This is a genomic window from Lapidilactobacillus dextrinicus DSM 20335 (genome assembly GCF_001436095.1).
Classification (GTDB): domain Bacteria; phylum Bacillota; class Bacilli; order Lactobacillales; family Lactobacillaceae; genus Lapidilactobacillus; species Lapidilactobacillus dextrinicus.
The window spans coordinates 92,920-113,700 of the sequence record NZ_AYYK01000001.1; the positions used below are offsets into that span (position 1 = coordinate 92,920).

A 20,781-nucleotide genomic window follows, 5' to 3' on the forward strand; every position below is an offset into this window, starting at 1 on the left:
AATATACTTCAAAAAAATGGGTAATTAATACTTGACGACACAAAAATAGTCCGCATGTTACAATGCGGGTAATAAGTTTAACGTAAGGGAGCAAACGAGTATGCAATTAATTACCGACGAAATTTTGACCCAAGTCATCACGCCGCGACTACCAGAAACACATAAAGGTAATTATGGTCGTGTCTTAGTTATTGGTGGTTCTAAACTTTATGGTGGTGCTGGTATTCTTAGTGCCAGTGCCGCCTTATTAACAGGAGCTGGGTTGATCACATTAGCTTCAGATACCGTCAATCGTAATGCTCTGCACGCTCGCTATCCAGAAATCATGTTTTTGGATTGGACTGATTTAACCACACTCTCGTCTTTAATTAAACAAGCCAATGTTATCGTAATTGGTCCCGGACTGGGTCTAGACACTGATGCTCAAAAATTATTGCAACTCACTTTAACAACCGTCAATGCACAACAAACATTAATTATTGATGGATCTGCTTTAACTTTGCTAGCGACAGGCGATTTTAAAACCAATTGTCCTGCCCAATTGGTTTTAACACCTCATCAAGAAGAATGGCATCGCCTATCTGGTCTAAAAATTAGTGAGCAAAACCCAATAGCTAATCAAACGGCCTTGGCGACTAAATTTCCTAAGCAAACGATACTCGTGTTAAAGCAACATCGCACTGAGATTTATTCACATCAAGACATTTTTCAAAATACAAGTGGCACCGCTGCTATGGCAACTGGCGGAATGGGCGATACGCTAACCGGAATTATTGCTGCACTCATTGCCCAATTCAAAGATCCACTACCAGCTACGCTAGCCGCTGTCTATTTACATGGTTTAGCCGGACAATTAGTCGGTGCTACTCACTATGTCGCGCTTCCTAGCACCTTAATTGAACGACTTCCCGAACTCATGGTACAATACAGCCAAAAACATTCGAAATAATCAAGATATCAAAAAGAAGCCTTGCAATCTTGCAAGGCTTCTTTTTGATTGAAATTGTTATTGTCGCTTCTTTTTTAAGGCGGCTAATTCTGTTGAAGTTAATTCTCGATATTGACCTCGTGGTAAATCAGTTAACGTCAACAGACCAAACTGCACCCGTTCTAATTGTAAAACTTCATGATCAAAGGCAGCCAACATCCGTTTAACTTGATGATATTTACCTTCAGTAATCGTTAATTCAACTAACGATTGTTGCTGCTCGCTATCTTGCGACACAATCTTTAATTGCGCTGGTTGCGTTGTAAAATCACTAAGTTTGACACCCTTAGCTAAAATTTCAATGAGTTCAGTTGCCACTATGCCGGTAACCAGTGCTCGATAAACTTTAGCAACATGATACTTAGGTGATAATAATTGATGGGTCAATTGTCCATCATTAGTCAGCAATAATAGTCCAGTTGTATCGCGATCCAAACGGCCAACCGGTGCCAAATCTCGATAATGTGGTAGATCGGTCGGTAATAAATCAAGCACTGTTTGCATGTGATTGTCTTTAGTCGCACTTAAATAACCAGCCGGTTTATTTAACAAGTAATATTGAAAAGGTTGATAGTTAACGTCAATACCAGCGATATTGATGCGATCAACTGGCTGAACATTGGCACCAGCATCTTTGACTACCGTGTCATTAACTGATACTTCTCCTCTTTTAATCAGTGCTTTGACTTCTTTACGACTGCCAAAACCACTCTCGCTAAGCATGCGATCTAATCTCATTTAATGTGCAACCTTTCGCGTAAACCACCAATTCTGGCACCAATAATAACATCAGCAATTCGCGTTCTTAATACTAAATAGCCATAAACAAGAATACCCAAGCCAACTGCGACAGCTAAAACAATTGCCGAAATAATTTTACGTTCTAATGGTAAGAATAATCCCATTAATTCGACTGTCCCAAAAGCAACCACAAACATTATCATTGAAAAGCCCAGTAAAGCTAAAGCTCGTCGCGCGGTTTGTTCCAGTTTGAAATGGAAATTACGATACAATGAATCAATCATTAACCAACATGTCACTAGCATCCCAATAGTAGTCGCAACGGTTGGACCATAAACATTAAATAGTGCAATCATTGGATACTGAATCGCAAATTTAATGATAATCCCTACCATTAAGTAACCCATTGCCTTACCATTTTGATATAAGCCCTGCAAAATTGCGGCTAAAGCAGTGAATAAGCCTAAGAAAATAGCTGAATAAGAGCTTAAAATTAACACGCGTGTTCCTAAAGCGTCATAGCCATAAAATAACGTATAAAGTGGCTTAGCAACAGCAGCCATGCCTAAAGCAGCTGGTAACATCACAATCAGGAACAATTGCAGAATATTAGCAATTTGTTGAGCCATATCCTTTTTATCGCCTCTTGCATAAGCACCAGAGAGCAGCGGAATCGCTGCAGTCGCCATGGCTGACGCGAAGGAAATAACAATCATGACTAATTTATTAGCATTAAAATTAAAAATAGCAAAGAAAATATCAAGTTGCTTTTCACTCACCACGTAAAATTGATGTATCATACCGTAAAAAGTATACTGATCAATTAATTGAAAAATTGTAATCCCTGAACCCAGAATAATAAATGGTAATGATTGTTGAATAATTTCAATAATTAATTGCCGCGAAGAAACCCGAACATCATCATTAGAACCAGCAATCAATTGATTGAAGTTATGACGTTCACGTGCATAAAACCAAACCAAGGTTAAAATACCGAAGATAGCGCCAATAAATGCCGCGAAAGTTGACTGAACAACGGCGGCCACGTAATTACCATGGCGCATTTCCATAATGACGTAAGTAGCACCTAGTAAATAAATAATACGAGCCAATTGTTCCACAAACTGTGAAACGGCTGAAGGCGCCATTTGCGCATAGCCTTGGAAATAACCGCGAAAAATACTCAAAAACGGAATAATCAAAACGGCTGCACTTAACGAACGATAAACCGGAATTTCTTGTGGGCTTTGTGCATATAACGGTGCCGCAAAATACATAATACCGGCAGAAACAACGCCTAAAACCAACATTAACTTAACACCAGTTTTAAATAGCCGTTGCCCGACACGATACTCATTTAAAGTATTATAGCGTGCCACCTGCTTAGCGACCGCGCCAGGAATACCAGCAGTTGAAATTAACAAAAAAATACTATAAATATTATAGCCTTTACCAAAAAGGGAGTTGGCTAAATTACCAGTCTGGGCATCGCCGATCATTGGCAACCATAACATAATGTAGACGGCGCCTAGAATTCGTGAAAAAATACTCCCAGCTGTAATCCATGCAGATCCTTTAACTAAACTAGCTTGACTATCGGCGGTATTATTACCAACCGCTTGTGATGTTGTTGAACGATGAGATTCCCGTGCCAAGTGATTACTCCTTTGATTGGTGCGTTAAGTTGTTTTGAAATACGGATAATCTACATTGTAACCTAAATAGCAAGTGAATAAAACGTTCAGTATGCATATTTAAGCATGTTTTAAACATGTTGAACTGTAAACTGAATTTAAATCGATTGTCGCGATACTATAACCACCTTAGCGATTTCTTCGTGCCTTCGGGAAATACGCTGGTGGAACGCTGCGAGTATTGGTTTGAGCCGATTAAAAATTAAATCGTCTCAAACACAAACTTTGTTGTAAGTAATAAATTACTAACAACAATTCCGCTGCTGACTGCGATTTCCCTCCGGCACTGGCAAATAAGTTATAGTGTGATCTAATTACTTGTTGAGTGGTGAAAAATAAATATCGCTCAGTAGTGAACTTCTTGTTGACGATTTATCGACTACAAGAAGGCCCGTCTTGGAAACAATTTTGAAAAAATTGGTTTCAAGCGGCGTCCACTACGTTCCAGCGATTAGTATTTATTTTTCACCACGGCAATGTGTAATATCGTAGACACAAAAAAAGCGTCAACGTCGCTTTTTTAAGCAAACGTTGGCGCTTTTTGAGTAGTTTTACTTCACAACAATGTTAACAATCTTGCCGGGAACGACAATGACTTTGACAATGTTCTTGCCTTCTGTAAATTTCAAGACATTTTCATCATTTAAAGCTAAATCTTGTAACGTGTCTTTATCAATATCTTTAGCAACTTGCAACTTAGCACGTAATTTACCATTAACTTGCACAATCACTTCAACGGTATCATCAACTAAGAATTTCTCATCGTAAGTTGGCCAAGCAGCATAAGTTAAGGTTTCAGCATGACCTAATTTTTCCCAAATTTCAGCCATCATATGTGGTGCAATTGGTGCTAATAACTTCACGAACCCTTCAACATACTCAACTGGTAAAGCATCAACTTTATAAGCTTCGTTCACAAAGACCATTAATTGAGAAATACCAGTATTGAAATGCAATGCTTCAAAATCATCGGTCACTTTCTTAACTGTTTGGTTATAAATCTTATCAAGTCGATGATCATTGATAGTCGTAATGCGATCACGCAATTGATCTTCATCATCGATAAATAAACGCCAAACCCGATCTAAGAAACGACGAGAGCCAGCTAAGCCATCCTCACTCCAAGCAATTGAAGCATCCAAAGGTCCCATGAACATTTCATAAACACGTAATGTATCAGCACCATATTGTTCAACTACTTCATCAGGATTAACCACGTTGCCTTTAGATTTCGACATCTTTTCGTGGTTGTTACCTAAAATCATCCCTTGATTGTATAATTTTTGGAATGGTTCTGGTGTAGGGACAACACCTAAATCATAAAGGAATTTGTGCCAGAAACGAGCATACAATAAGTGCAAGGTTGCATGTTCAGCACCACCGATATAAAGATCAACTGGTAACCAGTCTTTCAATTTATCAGGGTCAGCTATTTTTTCAGAATTATGAGGATCAATGAAACGTAAGTAGTACCATGATGAACCAGCCCATTGTGGCATTGTGTTCGTCTCACGGCGACCTTTACGACCGTTTTCATCCACAACATTAACCCAATCAGTCAAGTTAGCTAGTGGACTCTCACCAGTACCTGAAGGTTTAATATCATCAGTCTTTGGTAAGCGCAATGGTAATTGATCTTCAGGAACTAACGTCGTTTCGCCATCTTCCCAATGAATTACTGGGATTGGTTCGCCCCAATAACGTTGACGGCTAAATAACCAATCACGTAATTTATAATTTACTTTCTTAGTTCCGATTTGTTTTGCTTCTAACCATTCAATCATCTTGTTGATGGCTGCTTCTTTAGTCAAACCGTCTAAGAAATCAGAGTTGATATGTTTGCCATCGCCAGTAAAGGCTTCTTTTTCAATATTGCCGCCAGCTAAAACTGGTTTGATTGGCAAGTTAAATTTCTGAGCAAATTCGTAATCACGAGTGTCATGAGCGGGAACCGCCATGATAGCACCGGTACCGTAGCTAACTAAAACGTAATCAGAAATCCAGATTGGTAACTTCTCACCGTTAGCTGGATTCATAACATAAGCGCCAGTAAAGACACCTGTCTTATCCTTAGCTAAATCAGTTCGTTCCAAATCGCTCTTATGACTAATTTCTTCTTTATAAGCTGCAACTGCAGCTTGTTGTTCAGGCGTGGTGATTTGATCAACTAAGTCATGTTCAGGTGCCATGACGATGTATGAAGCACCAAACAATGTATCAGGACGCGTTGTGAAAACAGGGAAGCTATGTTTTTGACCGTCAGTCCCAACAACGTCAAAATTAATTTCTGCACCTTCAGAACGACCAATCCAATTCCGTTGCATCTCTTTGATGTTTTCTGGCCAGTCAACTAAATCCAAGTCATCAATCAAACGTTGTGCGTAAGCAGTAATCTTCAACATCCACTGACGCATCGGCTTACGATAAACTGGGAAGCCGCCTCGTTCAGTCTTGCCGTCAATCACTTCTTCATTGGCCACAACGGTACCTAAATCAGGACTCCAGTTAACTGCAACTTCTGCTTCATAAGCGAGACCTTTTTTGTACATTTGTTCAAAAATCCATTGAGTCCACTTGTAATAATTAGGATCAGTCGTGTTAATTTCTCGATCCCAATCATAAGAGAAGCCCAAAGAATTAATTTGGCGTTTAAAATTAGCCACATTTTCAGCAGTAAACTTACCAGGCTCATGACCTGTTTGCAAAGCATATTGTTCGGCAGGTAAGCCAAAGGCATCCCAGCCCATTGGATGCAACACATTATAACCTTGAGCCCGTTTCATCCGAGCGGTAATATCCGTAGCGGTATAACCTTCAGGATGGCCAACGTGTAAGCCTTGACCAGATGGGTATGGGAACATATCCAAGGCATAGTAATTCTTTTTATTTTTGTCTTCTGTTGTCTTGAACTCATGATCTTGTTGCCAACGATGTTGCCATTTCTTCTCGACGACAGTGTGATTGTATGTCATGTTACTACCTCCATATTTTTGTAACTAAAAAGCGTCCTATAAGCATATGCTCATAGGACGCGCGACCGTGGTACCACCTAGATTTGGAATAAACCCTCTAAACCATTAACGCTGGCACACGCTCGACTCTACTCATTTCAAGTTAAGATCCGCTGGACGAGTTCACAATAGTTTTAGATGGATTCGCACTAAACATCCACTCTCTGAACTAAAAACTGATTGCTACTAATTCCAGTAAGATTATGACTTCTAATATACACCAGGTCACCTTGAAAAATCAAGCCACGGCTAACATTCTCAATTAAAAAGCGAACTGACTCATTTAAATGCTGAACTGTTTTAAAAAATCGTCTAATTTTTGCAGCGCCGTCACAATATCGTTACGATTTATTCACAATTGTTCGCTATCTTTTTAATCATTGATTAAGACTGATTAAAGGGATGAAGGTCACTTGCGACATCGACAAAAACGATTACTATTTTTAACCACGACGATGATGATATTCACAATATTCATTTATCATCATCAAACACAAGCAACAAGTATCAGTAACGCCGCCAGCTCTTCAAGTACGATTAAAGCAACGGTTTCCAAATTAACCAGCACTAAATCGACCACCGCGACTAAAAAAGCCACGCAATTAAAAATAGCTTGGCAAAAAATTATGGCGACCACTGATAGTCGCGTTGAAATCGCCGTTTACGACAAAAATACTAATCAAACGTATCAATTGGCCAACGTTAGCGCCACAACCGCCATTAAAACAGCTAGTATTGTCAAAGTTAGTGTTTTAACCGAGTTGTTAAAACAAAACATGACAGGCGATTTAACGTTAACGAGTACCGATGAAGCTTACGCTAAGCAAATGATTACCGAAAGCAATAATGACGCCACAACTTATTTATTAAGTCAACGGTTAGGCGGCTATACGGCAACTCAAGCCGTTTTTGATGATTTACATATGACCCATTCAACAGCCAATACGGATGCATGGGGTTACGCGACTACCACTGCAGCTGACCAGCTTAAATTATTAAATACAATTTATTATCATGCTAACCATTATTTAGCAACGAATTCGCGTACCTATGCTAAAAATCTAATGGCCAGCGTAGATGCCAGCCAAGATTGGGGCATTTCCGCTGGCGCAACTAGTTATCAAGTAAAAAATGGTTGGTTAAACGATACTGATGGCACTTGGATTATCAATAGTATCGGCCATATTTCTGCGACAACTGATCGTGACGCTGATTACACCATTGCTATTCTCACCGATCAAAACAACAGTGAAAGTTCTGGTATTGCACTCGTTGAAAAATTGGCTCAAGCAACTAACACCATTTTAAATGATTGATAAGTAACCACCATTGATAGCTTTAAGTTCATTAACAATCCTGATGCCACTGAATGCCATACTTTATTAACCAAATAACAGTTGATGAGTCGATGATATTAGTAATATGTTACACAAATGTAACATAAATGCTCATGATGTCTGAGAAATATTCACAATAATTGTTTATACTATCATTAGAAGTTTATTGACGGTGGTGGCATAATGACGAAGTTACAGCGGCTAGATTGGGGTATCCTTATCTTTCTCGGTTTATTATTGAATTACATTCTGACAGGTAACATCTTTTCTGGTTCTATTGTTGCGGTTAATCTTATTCTGGTTTATAGCGGTTATTTAATTACGTCTATTTTGATTGAACAAACCCTTGAGCCGACTAAGTTTAATTTTGGTTATTTACTTCATAATCTTTTTAAATATTTTATTCTCCCCATTATCTGCATTAGTCTTTCAATTATTCCGATAGCGCTTTTGTTTGCCCATAATTTATTAAATGAATTACCAAAGCAAATCATTGCCGCATTTGGTTTCTCGAATAATTACTTTGAGCTAACCAATGCTACCAGCACTCACTTCATTAATGCTCACGATGCTTTTTTTCAGACTTGGTTTGTCGCAATTATCGCTCAATTCTATCTTGGCTGGTTCTTAATTAGTACGATTATTAAGAAGTTGATTCGTCATTCACAGCGTCCTCTTCAACAAATGCGTTTCATCACTTATTTAATAGGTTTGAGCGGTGCAGTCGTCGGTTTAGTTGTGCTAATTAGCGATGTCTTTAATCAAATAAGTTATGCGCAACTTTACTTTTCAAGTCTAACCTACATCCTACCTTTATCAATTGGCAGTATGCTCGGCAGCCTTTATGGTTGGCAACACGTGCCTCATCATTTCGAAACTATTGCTCAAACAGCTACCAAAAAACAAACCCTACTTTTGCTCCTAGGAAGCAGCGGCGGCTTGTTGTTAATTAGTCGTTACTTCACGATTAATCATTATTGGCAATTTTTATTAATCAATCTACTAGGTTGTGCTTTAAGCGTGTTAGTTATTCGCGGTATTAAAATCTTACGCAGCCAACAAGATACCGAAGCACCTGAAAAATATATCTATTCGAGTTATTTATTTTATCTAGCACTCTGGCCCGCTTACTTAATCTTTGCCGCTCATTTAAAACTTAGTACCAGTTTAATTGCCGCAACTATTTGTGCAGCGCTTTTCAGTTTCGGTTACCAAATTCTATATCAGAACTGCTTGGCCTTCTTCAATTCATTCAAACAGCAAACTCGGGTCCAATTAAGCTGGGCCATGGTCACTGTTATCTTCTTAACTTCAGCCTTTACGTTACTGAGTAGCACTAACAACGTTAATGGTGCGACGCCGCAAGCGCTGGCGTTAACCCCAACCTCAGTCAGTCAAACTAAAGTTACCAATTCGTCCACTTCTTCAAACACCAGTCAGTCACATCAAACAACGGCAACTAAAAAAGTCCCAACTACCCCAAATCCAGAAAAAATCGCCTCCCAACTGCAAAATGCTTGGCAAAAAATCTTGAACCAGACCAATAGTCACGTTGAAATTGCTGTTTACAATCAGCAAACTCACCAAACTTATCATTTGGCAAATATCGCCGAAACAACAGCTATGCCTACCGCTAGTATTGTTAAAGTCAGTGTACTAAGTGCTTTATTAAAACAAAATATGCAAGGTGACCTGACACTAAGCGCTGCTGATAAAGATTACGCGCAAAAAATGATCACACTTAGTGATAATACCAGTACAACTTACTTATTGAGCCAACGCTTAGGTAGCTATACCGCTACCCAATCTGTCTTTAATGCTTTAAAAATGGCCAACACAACCGCCAATCAAGAAGCCTGGGGCGAAACAACGACCACAGCACTTGATCAGTTAAAACTTTTAAACGCGATTTACTATAATGATCAACATTATCTTGATCAAGAGGCCCGCACTTATGCGCAACAATTAATAAGTAACGTTGACGCGAGCCAAGACTGGGGTGTTTCAGCAGGTTCATCTGAATATCAAGTAAAAAATGGTTGGTTAGATGAAAGTGACGGTTCTTGGATTGTTAATAGTATTGGTCATATCTCGGCAATTCAAACCGAAAAAGTCGATTACACGGTGGCAATTTTAACAAATCAAAATGCTAGTGAAGCCACTGGTATTACTTTAATTGAGCAGCTCGCTCAAGCAACTAATTCTATTTTAGGCGCCAACCACTAAATCAACTTAAAATAACTTAGAACAATAGAAATTGTTCTAAGTTATTTTTATAGCTAAAAAAGACACCTCTGCCTCGGGCAGATGCCCGATTGCATTCAATATCGATTATCGTTATGCTAGTAACCATAGTTTCAAATACATATTAAGGGAGTTTCGTTATGGCAGATTTACTTAACGTTGTCGATTTAGATAAATCGTTTGGTAAGCAACAAGTGTTACATGGTGTTAGTTTTTCCGTTGCGACTGGTCATATTGTCGGGCTAGTCGGACCGAATGGCGCTGGCAAAAGTACGATCATGAAGTCAATTCTTGGATTAATTCCAACAGATGGTGGCAAGATTACGATCGCAGATGATCCGGTTTCCATTACAAGTCATCAAGAATTAGACCAAGTTGGGGCCTTGATTGAATATCCGGGCATTTATCCTTTCCTCACTGGGAAACAACATCTCCAATTATTCGCTAATCATAAGAATCGTCAGGCCAATATTGAACAAGTTGTGAACGCCTTAGGCATGCAACGATATATTAATCAACGGGCTAAACAATATTCGTTAGGTATGAAGCAAAAATTAGGAATTGCCCAAGCGTTGGTTAATCATCCCCGCTTGGTTATTTTAGATGAACCGATGAATGGCTTAGATCCGCAAGCTGTTAAAAACTTACGAGACTATATTCGTCAATTAGCCGACGAAGGAACGAGCTTTTTAATCTCTAGTCATATTCTTAGTGAATTAGAAAAATTAGCTGACGATATTTTAATTTTAGATCACGGCCAAATTGTGCGCCAAAGTAGCATGAACGAATTAGTTCAATCAGGTGGTACGTCTTATATCATTCGCACCAATAAAGATACCCAAGCAAAGGAAGTTTTAACCAATGCGGGGATTAACTTATTACCAAATCAAGCGATTATGATTGCTCAAGAACGCCTTAATTCACTTGATGAAGTTTTGCGTTTATTAATTGCGGCCAATATTAGTATTGTTGATGTTAATAAAGTTCAACATGACTTAGAAGAATCATTCTTAGACATGGTTAATGCTGATAAGGAGGCTAAATAACATGGGCACACTCATTAAACAAGAATTATATAAATTGGTTCATAAACGCGGAACTTGGTTAGCTCTCGCCTTTATGGTGCTGACCCAAATTGGCTTTGCCATTATTGGTAAGTTTAATCCGGAAATTCTTCCTATTGATTCATTGATCGCCAGTAATTATATTGGCGGTGCTTTAATTATTTTTATTATGATTGCTAGTACTGCAACGATTATCTCAATGGAATTTCAATATGGGACGATTAAACAACTGCTCTATCGTCAATACTATCGCAGCCAAATTTTTATCAGCAAAATTATTGTGCTCCTACTTCAATTCTTGGTTTTACAAGTCGTGGCAACCTTAATGACTTTTATTCTAACTTTCATTTTAAAACCGGATTTTCATTGGCAAGCGCCTTTTGGTCATCAAACATTTATTAAACAGTATTTCTTATCCATGGGTGGTAACTGGTTGGTTACCTTATTACTGCTTAGTTTTGTCTTATTGTTAGCGACTTGGTTTAAAACCAATGCCGCTGCCATTGTTAGTGGTTTTGTTGGTTACTTCATCGTCCAAATTGCTTCAAGCTTACTGATTTTATTAATTGGTCGTTGGGAATGGCTTAAGTGGAATCCTTTAACAATGCTCTTAGTCCAAGCACAGATTAATTCACCAGATATGAGCAAAGTCACCATGCTAAGCACCTCGACGATGGTTGCTGGTGCCTTAATTTATACCGTTATTTTTACCGTTATTGCTTACTTTAGCTTCAGAAAGCACAGTGTTTAGCGCCAACTACAGCAAAAAGCGGCGAACAAATTTTGTTCGCCGCTTTTTTATTAGTCTTCAAAGAACTGTCCTAAATTAATGCGAATAAATCGCCAGACTTCGGGATTTCGAGGGTTAAATGCTGCTGGTAAGAAACGTTTAATATCGTATTGGATGAATTGCTCGTTAACCCGCCACCATTCTGCTTCATCTTCAGCATCTTGAAACGTATTCAAGTAATAGGGATCATCAATCGCGAGTAGTGCCGCATGAAGTGTTGCTTGCTGCTGTTCTGTCATTATTTCACTCCTATTTTTTATGCCTAATAAGATCTTGTCATATTTTATCATTCATTGCTAATCTAACCGACTAAAACGATCTCAATTGAACTAAAAGCGTATTTTTGATATACTATTTAAGTATTTTATTTAATTTAATAGTTAAAACGGTTGAGCGTATGCTTCAAGGTTTAGTTTTCTCGAGGGCGGAGAAAACAACTTGTCGCGTGCGCTTTTTTGTATGATTGGAGATATTATGGAAACCTTATTTGCACAATTACCGCTATTTTTACTGATTTTAATCTTCGTTGTGTCCTTAATAGGTCTGACCAAATCGGCAGACCTATTAGTTGAAAACGCCGTTGAGATTGCTGAAGCAATTGGTATCCCGGAATTAATTATCGGCGCCACTATTGTATCTCTGGGTACAACTTTACCAGAAGTGGCTACCTCAATTACTTCTATCATTAACGGTTCTGCCGAACTCGCTTTAGGTAATGCTGTCGGTTCAATCGTCACTAATATGACGTTAGTGTTAGGTGTTGGTGCGCTAGCCGGGTTATTACCAGTGGCGCAAAGTGTCGCCAAAAACTTTTCAATTTTCTTTGGCTTTTCATTATTACTCATCCTTGCTAGTTTTAATCAAATACCGACTAAATTTCCAATGGCAGCTGGTAATATTCCCAACATTATCGGTTGGATTTTTCTAATTGCTTTGCCTGTTTATCTAATGATTTCTTTTCGTAAAAGTAAATCCACCACTAAAATTTCGACAGAAACTGCTAGACCCCACCAATCTTTAACTAAACCTATTCTGTTAATTTTTCTGGCCGCCTTATTAGTCGCCTTTTTTGCTTCAACTTTGGTTGGTTCCGTTAAAACAGGCGCCCGTTTACTAGGTGTCCCGGAAACAATTATTGGTGCCACCATTGTTGCTTTAGGAACAAGTTTGCCAGAACTGACCACTATTTTTTCCGCAGCTAAAAAAGGTTATGGTGCACTGGCCGTTGGTAATGTGTTAGGCGCTAATATTTTAAACCTTTTATTAGTTTTAGGACTGTCAATTGCGATTAATCCTGGTGGTATGCCAGTACCAGCCGTTTACTTCAACCAAATTTTTCCAATTATGTTATTAACTTTAATCACCTTGGCAATTTTTATTTACAATTCAAAAATTAAAGTTATCAGTCGTAAGGAAGGTATTTGGTTATTATTCATTTATCTTGTCTACTTAATATTAAATACCCATTAATAGCCCCACTAAAAAAGCACAATGCATTTAGGCATTGCGCTTTTTTTAGTTTTAACCAACTGAACCTTCCATTTCGTAGGCAATCAAACGATTTAATTCAACGGCGTACTCCATTGGTAATTCTTTAGTAAATGGTTCAACGAAGCCCATAATAATCATTTCTGTCGCTTTGGCTTCCGGAATACCACGACTCATTAAATAATAAAGTTGTTCTTCAGAAATCTTGGAAACTTTAGCTTCATGTTCCATCGCCACGTTACCATTCAAAATCTCATTAAATGGTACTGTATCTGAGGTTGAACGTTCGTCCATTAGAATTGTATCGCATTCAACGTGTGCAAACGAACCATCACTATCGCGGTCAAAGCGAACAGTCCCCCGATAGTTAACTGCGCCACCATCTTTAGAAATGGACTTAGAAACAATGGAACTTGAAGTATTAGGCGCTGCATGAATCATCCGCGCACCATTATCTTGAATAACGCCCTCACCAGCAACGGCAATCGATAACATTGTTCCCCGAGCGCCTTCACCATCTAAATAAACGCTAGGATATTTCATGGTTGTTTTAGAACCAAGATTACCATCAACCCACTCCATTGTGGCGTTTTTCATCGCCTGAGCACGTTTAGTCTCTAGACTATAAACATTCTTCGACCAGTTTTGAATCGTCGTATAACGGCAATAAGCGTCATCCTCGACGAAGACTTCCACAACTGCCGCATGTAAACTATCTGATGAGTAATTAGGTGCTGTACAACCCTCAACATAATTTACGCTGGCATCCTTGTCGACAATAATTAATGTCCGTTCAAACTGACCAGAATTTTCGGCATTGATCCGGAAATAGGATTGAATCGGAATATCCGTCTTAACACCCTTGGGCACATAAATAAACGTACCACCAGACCAAACAGCCGAGTTCAATGCTGCAAATTTATTGTCATTCATATGAACCAAGGTTCCGAAATACTTTTTAACAATCTCTGGGTATTCTTTAAGTGCTTGGTCAGTACTCATGAAGACAATGCCTAATTTTTCAAATTCTTCACGCATATTGTGATAGACAACTTCTGATTCATATTGAGCGGAAGAACCAGCCAAATATTTCCGTTCTGCTTCTGGTACGCCAAGTCGGTCAAAAGTATTTTTAATCGTATCAGGCACATCTTCCCAATCTCGATACTGACGGTCGGTTGCCTTTTGATAATACAACATGTGATCCAAATCTAAGTCAGATAAATCCGGGCCAAAATCTGGCATGGGCATTTTTTGATAAGTGCGATAAGCTCTAAGGCGATAATTTAACATCCACTCTGGTTCATCTTTTTCTGCTGAAATTTCTCGAACCGTTGCTTCTGTTAGGCCACGACCTGTGGAATAAATCGGTTGAACATCATCGCTGAAACCATAATCGTAGTCTTCACCAAGATCAGGGACGGTATTTTCTAATTCTTCGTTATTTTTAGTATTTTTTGTTTTAGCTTCACTCATGATTATTGGCCTCCCCAATTGCTTGTTCTAAGGCTTTCCAGGCTAAAGTGGCACATTTAATTCGAGCAGGGAATTTAACAACTGTTGCCAAAACAGCTGCATCTCCTAATGCATCAACATCTTCGTCGGCATCATTATTGCCCATTAGCATCTCTAAAAATGTCGCAATTTCGTGTTGTACTTCTGGAAGGGACTGTCCTTTGACTAAGTCCGTCATCATACTCGCTGATGCTTGAGAAATTGAACAGCCATCGCCACTAAATGCCAGATCAGCAACTTGATTATCTTTTAGCTCCACCTGTAATTTAATCACGTCACCACAAGTGGGATTATTTAACGTGACGGTTTGATCGGCACTGGCTAATTCACCGTGATGGTGTGGATGTTGAGCATGGTCTAAAATTAATTGTCGGTAAAGATCACTTAAATTTCCTAAATTCATACTTGGAAAAACTCCTTTGTTTCAACAAGTGCTGCAATCAAACGCTCAACATCAGCTAAATTATTATACAAGCCAAAGCTAGCACGAGTGGTGGCAGAAACACCTAACGTCTGCATTAATGGTTGGGCACAATGATGACCAGCGCGAACCGCAACACCTTGCGTATCCAAAACAGTTGCCACATCATGAGGATGGACACCATTTAAATTAAAGGTAATTAAAGCTGACCGGGTTGGACCTGCTGCGGGACCATAAATCGTTAGTCCGTCAATCTTATTTAATTGCTGATACGCTGCTGTCACTAATGACTGTTCGTGTTCTTCAATTGCTGACCAACCAAGTGAAGTAAGATAATCTAACGCTGCGCCTAAACCAATTGCCTGAGCGATTGGCATCGTGCCTGCTTCAAATTTTGCTGGAGCAGGTTTAAAATCCGTCGTCTGACGTTCAACAAGATTAATCATTTCACCGCCAAACTCAACTGGATTCATCTCAGCTAACAGTTCGCGCTTACCATAAAGAACACCAATACCTGTGGGGCCATAGACCTTATGTCCAGAAAAAGCATAGAAGTCACAATCTAAATCTGTCATATCTACACTAAAATGCCCCACCGCTTGAGCACCATCAATCACAACATAGGCGCCAACGTCATGCGCCATTTTAGTCATTTGCTTAACTGGATTAATTGTTCCTAAAACATTAGAAACATGCGTAAACGCCACAAATTTAGTTTTAGGATTTAAAAGTTCACCATACTGTGTTAAATCTAATTCACCATGTTCGTCAATTTCGATATAACGTAATTTCGCACCAGTTTGTAGCGCCACTTGTTGCCATGGCACTAAGTTACTGTGATGCTCCATTACAGTGATAATAATTTCATCATTGGGTTGTAGTAGCTGACGAGCAAAACCTAAGGCGACCCAATTTAAACTCGTGGTTGTCCCACGAGTAAAAATAACTTCATCAGTTTGGGCATTGATAAAGTTAGCCACTTGCTGACGTACACCTTCATAAGCCTCAGTAGCACGCTCTGCCAAGGTATAAACACCACGATGAATATTAGCGTTATCTGTTTCGTAATAGTGTGTTAAAGCGTCAATTACAACTTGAGGTTTCTGGGTGGTAGCCGCATTGTCTAAATAAGTTAAGGGCTCACCGTTAATTTGTTGATTAAGAATGGGAAAATCATTCCGCGCTGTCGCGATGTTTTTGACCATCAATTAACTTCCTTTCAATGGTATTCTTTAAGGCATCACGTGCTTCAGTTGAAGGAATTTCAGCCAAAACAGAACCTAGAAAACCACGAATAACCAAACGTTCTGCTACATCTTTAGACAGACCGCGGCTCATTAAATAATACATTTGTGCTTGATCAACACGACCAACTGAAGCCGCATGCCCAGCCCGGACATCATTTTCATCAATCAAGAGAATCGGATTGGCGTCTCCACGAGCTGTTCGTGATAACATCAAGACACGATTTTCTTGTTGCGCATCTGAATCTCGAGCACCACGAACGATATGCCCAATGCCATTAAAAATTAAAGTGGCATCTGACAAAATAACCCCGTGTTGCAAAATATTACCTTCAGTATGTTGACCATAATTGGTAATGCGGGTGGTTACACCTTGTAACTGACTACCAGTCGCAATGGCAACGGCTTTAAATTCTGCGTGACTCCCTTCACCAATTAAATCTGTGTTAAAGTCAGCTAAAATATCGCCGTCGTTCATCAGACCTAACGCCCAATCCAAGCGCGCGTTTTTCATTAAATAAGCTCGTCTCGCTAAATAAGCAACGGTTTGCATTCGGTCAATGGCTGTGAAGTGAACATGAGCATCTCTTTCGAGAATCATTTCTTCAACAAGATTAGCGCTAATTGCTTGTTTATGATCCGATTGACGACTCTCAAGAATCGTCACGTCACTGTTTTCACCGGCAACTAATAAAACATGATGGACATAAGTTTGTCCAGTGGTTGTATCTTGTTGGAAATTCAAAGTAAGTGGTTCGGTCAATTTCACATTTTTGGGAATATAGATCAACACACCACTATTAACTGCGGCTGCATGATAGGCTGCTAAACGATGAGCATCTGCTTTTAACGCTAAAGTCATATAATACTTGGCAAATAATTCTGGATATTGCGCTTGAGCTTTAAAAAAATCTAGTGCAATAACACCAGCTGCTTGAGCTTCTTGAGACAATTGGATCGTTGCTGGTTGGACACCTTGCTGATCAATCATTGCCGTAACTGGCTCTTGTTGACCGTTTGATGCTGAACTTTCAGTAAAGGGTTGCCCTTCGTACAATGGCCAACGACGATAGTTAATCTTCGGGAACTCTGCTAATGGTAGATCTAAATATTGTTGAAAAGCAGTCGTTCGAATAGCAGACATTGCGGCAGTTTCGTGATGAGCTTGACTGAAAGCTTGTAAGTTAGCTTCAGTTGTAAAAGGCTGTTTTTTCACAGAACTCACCTCTAATCTTCATCCGTTAATTTAACATCAAGGCCTAACTCATCACGTAATCCAGCATAGCCTTCTTCTTCTAGCTTCGTTGCTAAGCTAGCATCACCAGATTTAACAACTTTACCACCCATCATCACGTGAACAACGTCAGGGGTAATATAATCCAGCAAACGTTCATAATGAGTAATAATTAAGGCACCAAAATCAGCACCACGCATGGAATTAACACCCTTAGCCACAACCTTCATAGCATCGATATCTAAACCAGAATCAATTTCATCAAGAATAGCGAAAGTTGGCTTGATCATCAATAACTGCAAAATCTCGTTACGCTTCTTTTCACCACCAGAGAATCCTTGGTTTAAATAACGTTCTGCCATTTTTTCATTCATGTCTAACAATTCAAGATTCTTGTCTAATTCCTTAATAAAAGTCCGTACTGAAATTGGATCATCTTCCGGACGACGCGCATTAATAGCTGAACGCATAAATTCAGCATTGGTAACGCCCATGATTTCGGCGGGATATTGCATACCTAAAAAGAGTCCGGCACGAGCGCGTTCATCAACGGGTTTGCCTAATAAACTTTCACCATTTAAAATAATGTCGCCTTCAGTAATGGTGTAACGGGGATTCCCCATAATTGTTTCAGAAAGGGTCGACTTACCGGTCCCGTTTGGACCCATAATCGCATGAACTTCATTAGTATTCATTGATAAGTTCACACCCTTGAGGATTTCTTTGTGCTCACTTTCATCATCAACACGCACGTGAAGATTTTTAATTGTTAAGTTTGCCATTAATTTACCTCGCCATTCAGTTTAAAATATAACTATTTTATATAACCACCTAATTCTATTACTGGCTAAAATCAATTGCAACCGTCAGTCGTTAATTAGAATGATTATTATCTAAAATTTATTTACCTAGAAAATTCTCAATAATTCGTGCTGGTTAATAAAAAAATTTAAGTGCCAACAAGCCAAATTAAAAAGAGTCATAACGAAATAAATTTCGTTATGACTCTTTTTATTTAACGATGATTAACTCTGCTGTACATATAGCTATTGTAATGATAGCGCATGGACATAATTAACCCAATACCAATCATATTACCCAATAACGCCGAACCACCCTGTGAAACAAACGGTAACGGAATACCAGTCAGTGGTAACAAACCAATACTCATCCCGATATTTTCAAAAACGTGGAACAAGATCATCATAATAACACCAGTTGATACATAAGCATAAAATTCATTTTTAGTGTCAAAAGTCACCTTAATCATTTGATAAATTAACATGAAATAAACCAAGATTAAGAAACAACCACCAATGAAGCCGAAATTCTCACCAATGACTGAGAAAATCATATCTGACTCGCGAACCGGAACATAAACTTTAGAAACGTTAAAGCCGCGGCCAGTCATACGACCTGAACCAATAGCTTTCATACTTTGCCACAATTGATAGCCACTATTACTAGTATCTTGTGACGGATTAAGCCAGTTGTTAATCCGATCAAATTGATAGGCATGAAAACCAACTAATCCTAGTAAGCTTCGGCCCCAAGAAGTTGTCACTAATAAGATGGCGAGACCACCAATTAAAGCAACACCGATAATTGCTGGCGCTAATATCTTCCAACTAATACCAGAGACCAAAACCACGCCACTAAAGATCGCTAAGAAAACTAACATGGTCCCAAAATCATTTTGTAATTTTAAAAGAACTAATACAGGTAATGTCCAAATTAACATTTTACCCAATAAAATAAAATCATTACGAATTGTGTGTTCAAGTTTGGCATTATGTTGCGTCACGACGCGCCCTAACATAATAATAAAGGCTGGTTTCATCACTTCTGAAGGTTGAAAGGTAAAACTACCAATCGCAAACCAACTTTTAGCGCCGTTAGCGATTGCCCGTTGACGGTCATATTTAAACAACACCAGAACTAACAAGATAATACCCAGTCCATAAGCATATGGTGCAATTTTCCATAGCTGGGCGACATCGAATTGCATGATAATAATCACGGCAATACCACCGATTGCATACCAGGCTAGCTGCATCACAACTGCTCGTAGTGGTGTACTAGTTGGACTAGTGTCATGAACCGTTGCCACGTAAATCGACATAATACTAAAAATAGCTAATATCAGGATCGATAAAAGAATACCATAATCAACGCGATCGGTATTTCCACTCCACGAATGTTTTTTAGCTGGCATTACTAACCTACCTTTGATCATTCAATTTAAAAAACGATAAGCCTAATTAGGCAACATCATGATTAGTGTTGGTGTAAATTATATGTCATCAACAAACTTTGAGTTGCTTCACTAAGCGTCTTATGACGGCCAGGATTGCCATTGTCGGCACCAAAATAACTCAAAAAGCGCTTGTTTTCAGCAACAATGCGGCCAATCATTTGACCTTTAGTTGTTTGTAATTCCCAATGTCCTTCGTCTTGGTCGACGAGTTTTACTTGAATTGGATCTAATTGCTTTGCCATGTATTACTCCTTACTTTTTACTTTATCTGGGTGGAACTTTGCTGCGATAATCTCATCTTCATAACGCTCTGGATGTGGATTACGAAAAATTGTGAAATGCTCAGGAACAGGATCAAAACCACCACGCACAAATGGATTACAACGTAAAATCCGCGCCGTTCCCATCGTTATACCAGCTAGTGGTCCATGTTTCTCAATAGCTTGTAGCATATAATTCGAACAAGTTGGATAGTAGCGACAATGTGGGCGTGATAAGGGCGAAATATATTTCTGATAACCACGAATCAACCAAACGAAAAATTTCTGCATTCACTTCGCCTCTAACGCAAGAAATCCAAAATATGCTCCCAAGTTTTTGGTGCAAAAACGGTTAGCGGATTACCTGCGCCGGAAACCGCATAGCCAATCATTGCGCCAATTAATAAGGCAACAACCATCGCAATAATCAGCCAGCCTATTTTTTTTAAAGCTGAGCCTGCATATGAACCACTAAATTTAAATCTCATTTTAT

General features: G+C 39.0%; 19 protein-coding genes and 1 other annotated feature. Of the genes, 6 read left to right on the top strand and 13 right to left on the bottom strand.

The annotated features are described in order from the left end of the window. The first annotated feature begins 100 nt into the window (after window positions 1-100). Window positions 101-949, top strand: a complete 849-nt coding sequence (locus FC84_RS00460) for an NAD(P)H-hydrate dehydratase (protein ID WP_057753706.1) — start codon at window positions 101-103, stop codon at window positions 947-949. Window positions 950-1,006: 57 nt separating this feature from the next. On the opposite strand, the gene FC84_RS00465 is transcribed toward FC84_RS00460, so the two are convergent. The 3 genes from FC84_RS00465 to leuS all read right to left on the bottom strand — a co-directional run bounded on the left by FC84_RS00465 (window position 1,007) and on the right by leuS (window position 6,395). Beyond that, the gene (locus FC84_RS00465) at window positions 1,007-1,726 is read right to left on the bottom strand and encodes a pseudouridine synthase (protein WP_057753709.1); all 720 of its coding nucleotides are present in this window, start codon (window positions 1,724-1,726) and stop codon (window positions 1,007-1,009) included. After that, entirely contained in the window at window positions 1,723-3,384 is a 1,662-nt protein-coding gene (locus FC84_RS00470) for a putative polysaccharide biosynthesis protein (RefSeq protein WP_057753712.1), read from the bottom strand. The genes FC84_RS00465 and FC84_RS00470 overlap by 4 nt, the downstream gene beginning before the upstream one ends. A gap of 590 nt (window positions 3,385-3,974) precedes the next feature. Continuing rightward, on the bottom strand, window positions 3,975-6,395 hold the full coding sequence (leuS, locus tag FC84_RS00475) for a leucine--tRNA ligase (protein WP_057753715.1): 2,421 nt from the start codon (window positions 6,393-6,395) through the stop codon (window positions 3,975-3,977). A 50-nt stretch (window positions 6,396-6,445) separates the two neighbouring features. Beyond that, window positions 6,446-6,641 (bottom strand) — a binding site (T-box leader). 206 nt (window positions 6,642-6,847) lie between these two features. On the opposite strand from leuS, the gene FC84_RS00480 reads away from it, so the two are divergent. The 4 genes from FC84_RS00480 (at window position 6,848) to FC84_RS00495 (ending at window position 11,830) form a co-directional block, all read left to right on the top strand. After that, window positions 6,848-7,750: a serine hydrolase gene (locus FC84_RS00480; RefSeq protein ID WP_057753720.1), complete on the top strand. Its 903-nt coding sequence runs from the start codon at window positions 6,848-6,850 to the stop codon at window positions 7,748-7,750. Between the two features lie 204 nt (window positions 7,751-7,954). After that, on the top strand, window positions 7,955-9,997 hold the full coding sequence (locus tag FC84_RS00485; protein ID WP_057753723.1) for a serine hydrolase: 2,043 nt from the start codon (window positions 7,955-7,957) through the stop codon (window positions 9,995-9,997). A gap of 158 nt (window positions 9,998-10,155) precedes the next feature. Continuing rightward, window positions 10,156-11,061, top strand: coding sequence for an ABC transporter ATP-binding protein (locus FC84_RS00490; protein WP_057753726.1), 906 nt, complete (start codon window positions 10,156-10,158; stop codon window positions 11,059-11,061). Between the two features lies 1 nt (window position 11,062). Then, window positions 11,063-11,830, top strand: a complete 768-nt coding sequence (locus FC84_RS00495) for an ABC transporter permease (RefSeq protein ID WP_057753729.1) — start codon at window positions 11,063-11,065, stop codon at window positions 11,828-11,830. A gap of 50 nt (window positions 11,831-11,880) precedes the next feature. Here the strand turns inward: FC84_RS00495 and FC84_RS00500 are convergent, their stop codons facing one another. After that, a complete protein-coding gene (locus tag FC84_RS00500) occupies window positions 11,881-12,108 on the bottom strand; it encodes a hypothetical protein (RefSeq protein ID WP_057753732.1) in 228 nt (75 codons plus the stop codon). Between the two features lie 235 nt (window positions 12,109-12,343). On the opposite strand from FC84_RS00500, the gene FC84_RS00505 reads away from it, so the two are divergent. Then, window positions 12,344-13,339: a calcium/sodium antiporter gene (locus tag FC84_RS00505; RefSeq protein ID WP_057753735.1), complete on the top strand. Its 996-nt coding sequence runs from the start codon at window positions 12,344-12,346 to the stop codon at window positions 13,337-13,339. Window positions 13,340-13,390: 51 nt separating this feature from the next. On the opposite strand, the gene sufB is transcribed toward FC84_RS00505, so the two are convergent. The 9 genes from sufB to FC84_RS00550 form a co-directional block, all read right to left on the bottom strand. Beyond that, window positions 13,391-14,833, bottom strand: a complete 1,443-nt coding sequence (gene sufB / locus FC84_RS00510) for a Fe-S cluster assembly protein SufB (RefSeq protein ID WP_057753738.1) — start codon at window positions 14,831-14,833, stop codon at window positions 13,391-13,393. Further along, the gene (sufU, locus tag FC84_RS00515; RefSeq protein WP_057753741.1) at window positions 14,826-15,275 is read right to left on the bottom strand and encodes a Fe-S cluster assembly sulfur transfer protein SufU; all 450 of its coding nucleotides are present in this window, start codon (window positions 15,273-15,275) and stop codon (window positions 14,826-14,828) included. The genes sufB and sufU overlap by 8 nt, the downstream gene beginning before the upstream one ends. Then, complete coding sequence (locus tag FC84_RS00520) at window positions 15,272-16,498, bottom strand: aminotransferase class V-fold PLP-dependent enzyme (RefSeq protein ID WP_057753746.1); 1,227 nt, start codon at window positions 16,496-16,498, stop codon at window positions 15,272-15,274. Before FC84_RS00520 ends, sufU begins: the two co-directional genes overlap by 4 nt. Beyond that, a complete protein-coding gene (sufD, locus tag FC84_RS00525) occupies window positions 16,467-17,753 on the bottom strand; it encodes a Fe-S cluster assembly protein SufD (RefSeq protein ID WP_057753749.1) in 1,287 nt (428 codons plus the stop codon). Before sufD ends, FC84_RS00520 begins: the two co-directional genes overlap by 32 nt. 11 nt (window positions 17,754-17,764) lie before the next feature. Beyond that, a complete protein-coding gene (sufC, locus tag FC84_RS00530; protein WP_057753751.1) occupies window positions 17,765-18,553 on the bottom strand; it encodes a Fe-S cluster assembly ATPase SufC in 789 nt (262 codons plus the stop codon). A 233-nt stretch (window positions 18,554-18,786) separates the two neighbouring features. Further along, window positions 18,787-19,986 carry an FtsW/RodA/SpoVE family cell cycle protein gene (locus FC84_RS00535; protein WP_057753754.1) on the bottom strand — a complete coding sequence of 400 codons (1,200 nt, stop codon included), beginning with the start codon at window positions 19,984-19,986 and terminating at the stop codon, window positions 18,787-18,789. A gap of 62 nt (window positions 19,987-20,048) precedes the next feature. After that, window positions 20,049-20,270 (bottom strand): DUF2969 family protein, encoded by a 222-nt coding sequence (locus FC84_RS00540; RefSeq protein WP_057753757.1) that lies wholly within the window; start codon window positions 20,268-20,270, stop codon window positions 20,049-20,051. Window positions 20,271-20,273: 3 nt separating this feature from the next. Next, complete coding sequence (gene yidD / locus FC84_RS00545) at window positions 20,274-20,579, bottom strand: membrane protein insertion efficiency factor YidD (protein WP_057753760.1); 306 nt, start codon at window positions 20,577-20,579, stop codon at window positions 20,274-20,276. Between the two features lie 11 nt (window positions 20,580-20,590). Then, the gene (locus FC84_RS00550) at window positions 20,591-20,776 is read right to left on the bottom strand and encodes a DNA-directed RNA polymerase subunit beta (RefSeq protein WP_057753763.1); all 186 of its coding nucleotides are present in this window, start codon (window positions 20,774-20,776) and stop codon (window positions 20,591-20,593) included. Window positions 20,777-20,781 lie beyond the last annotated feature (5 nt).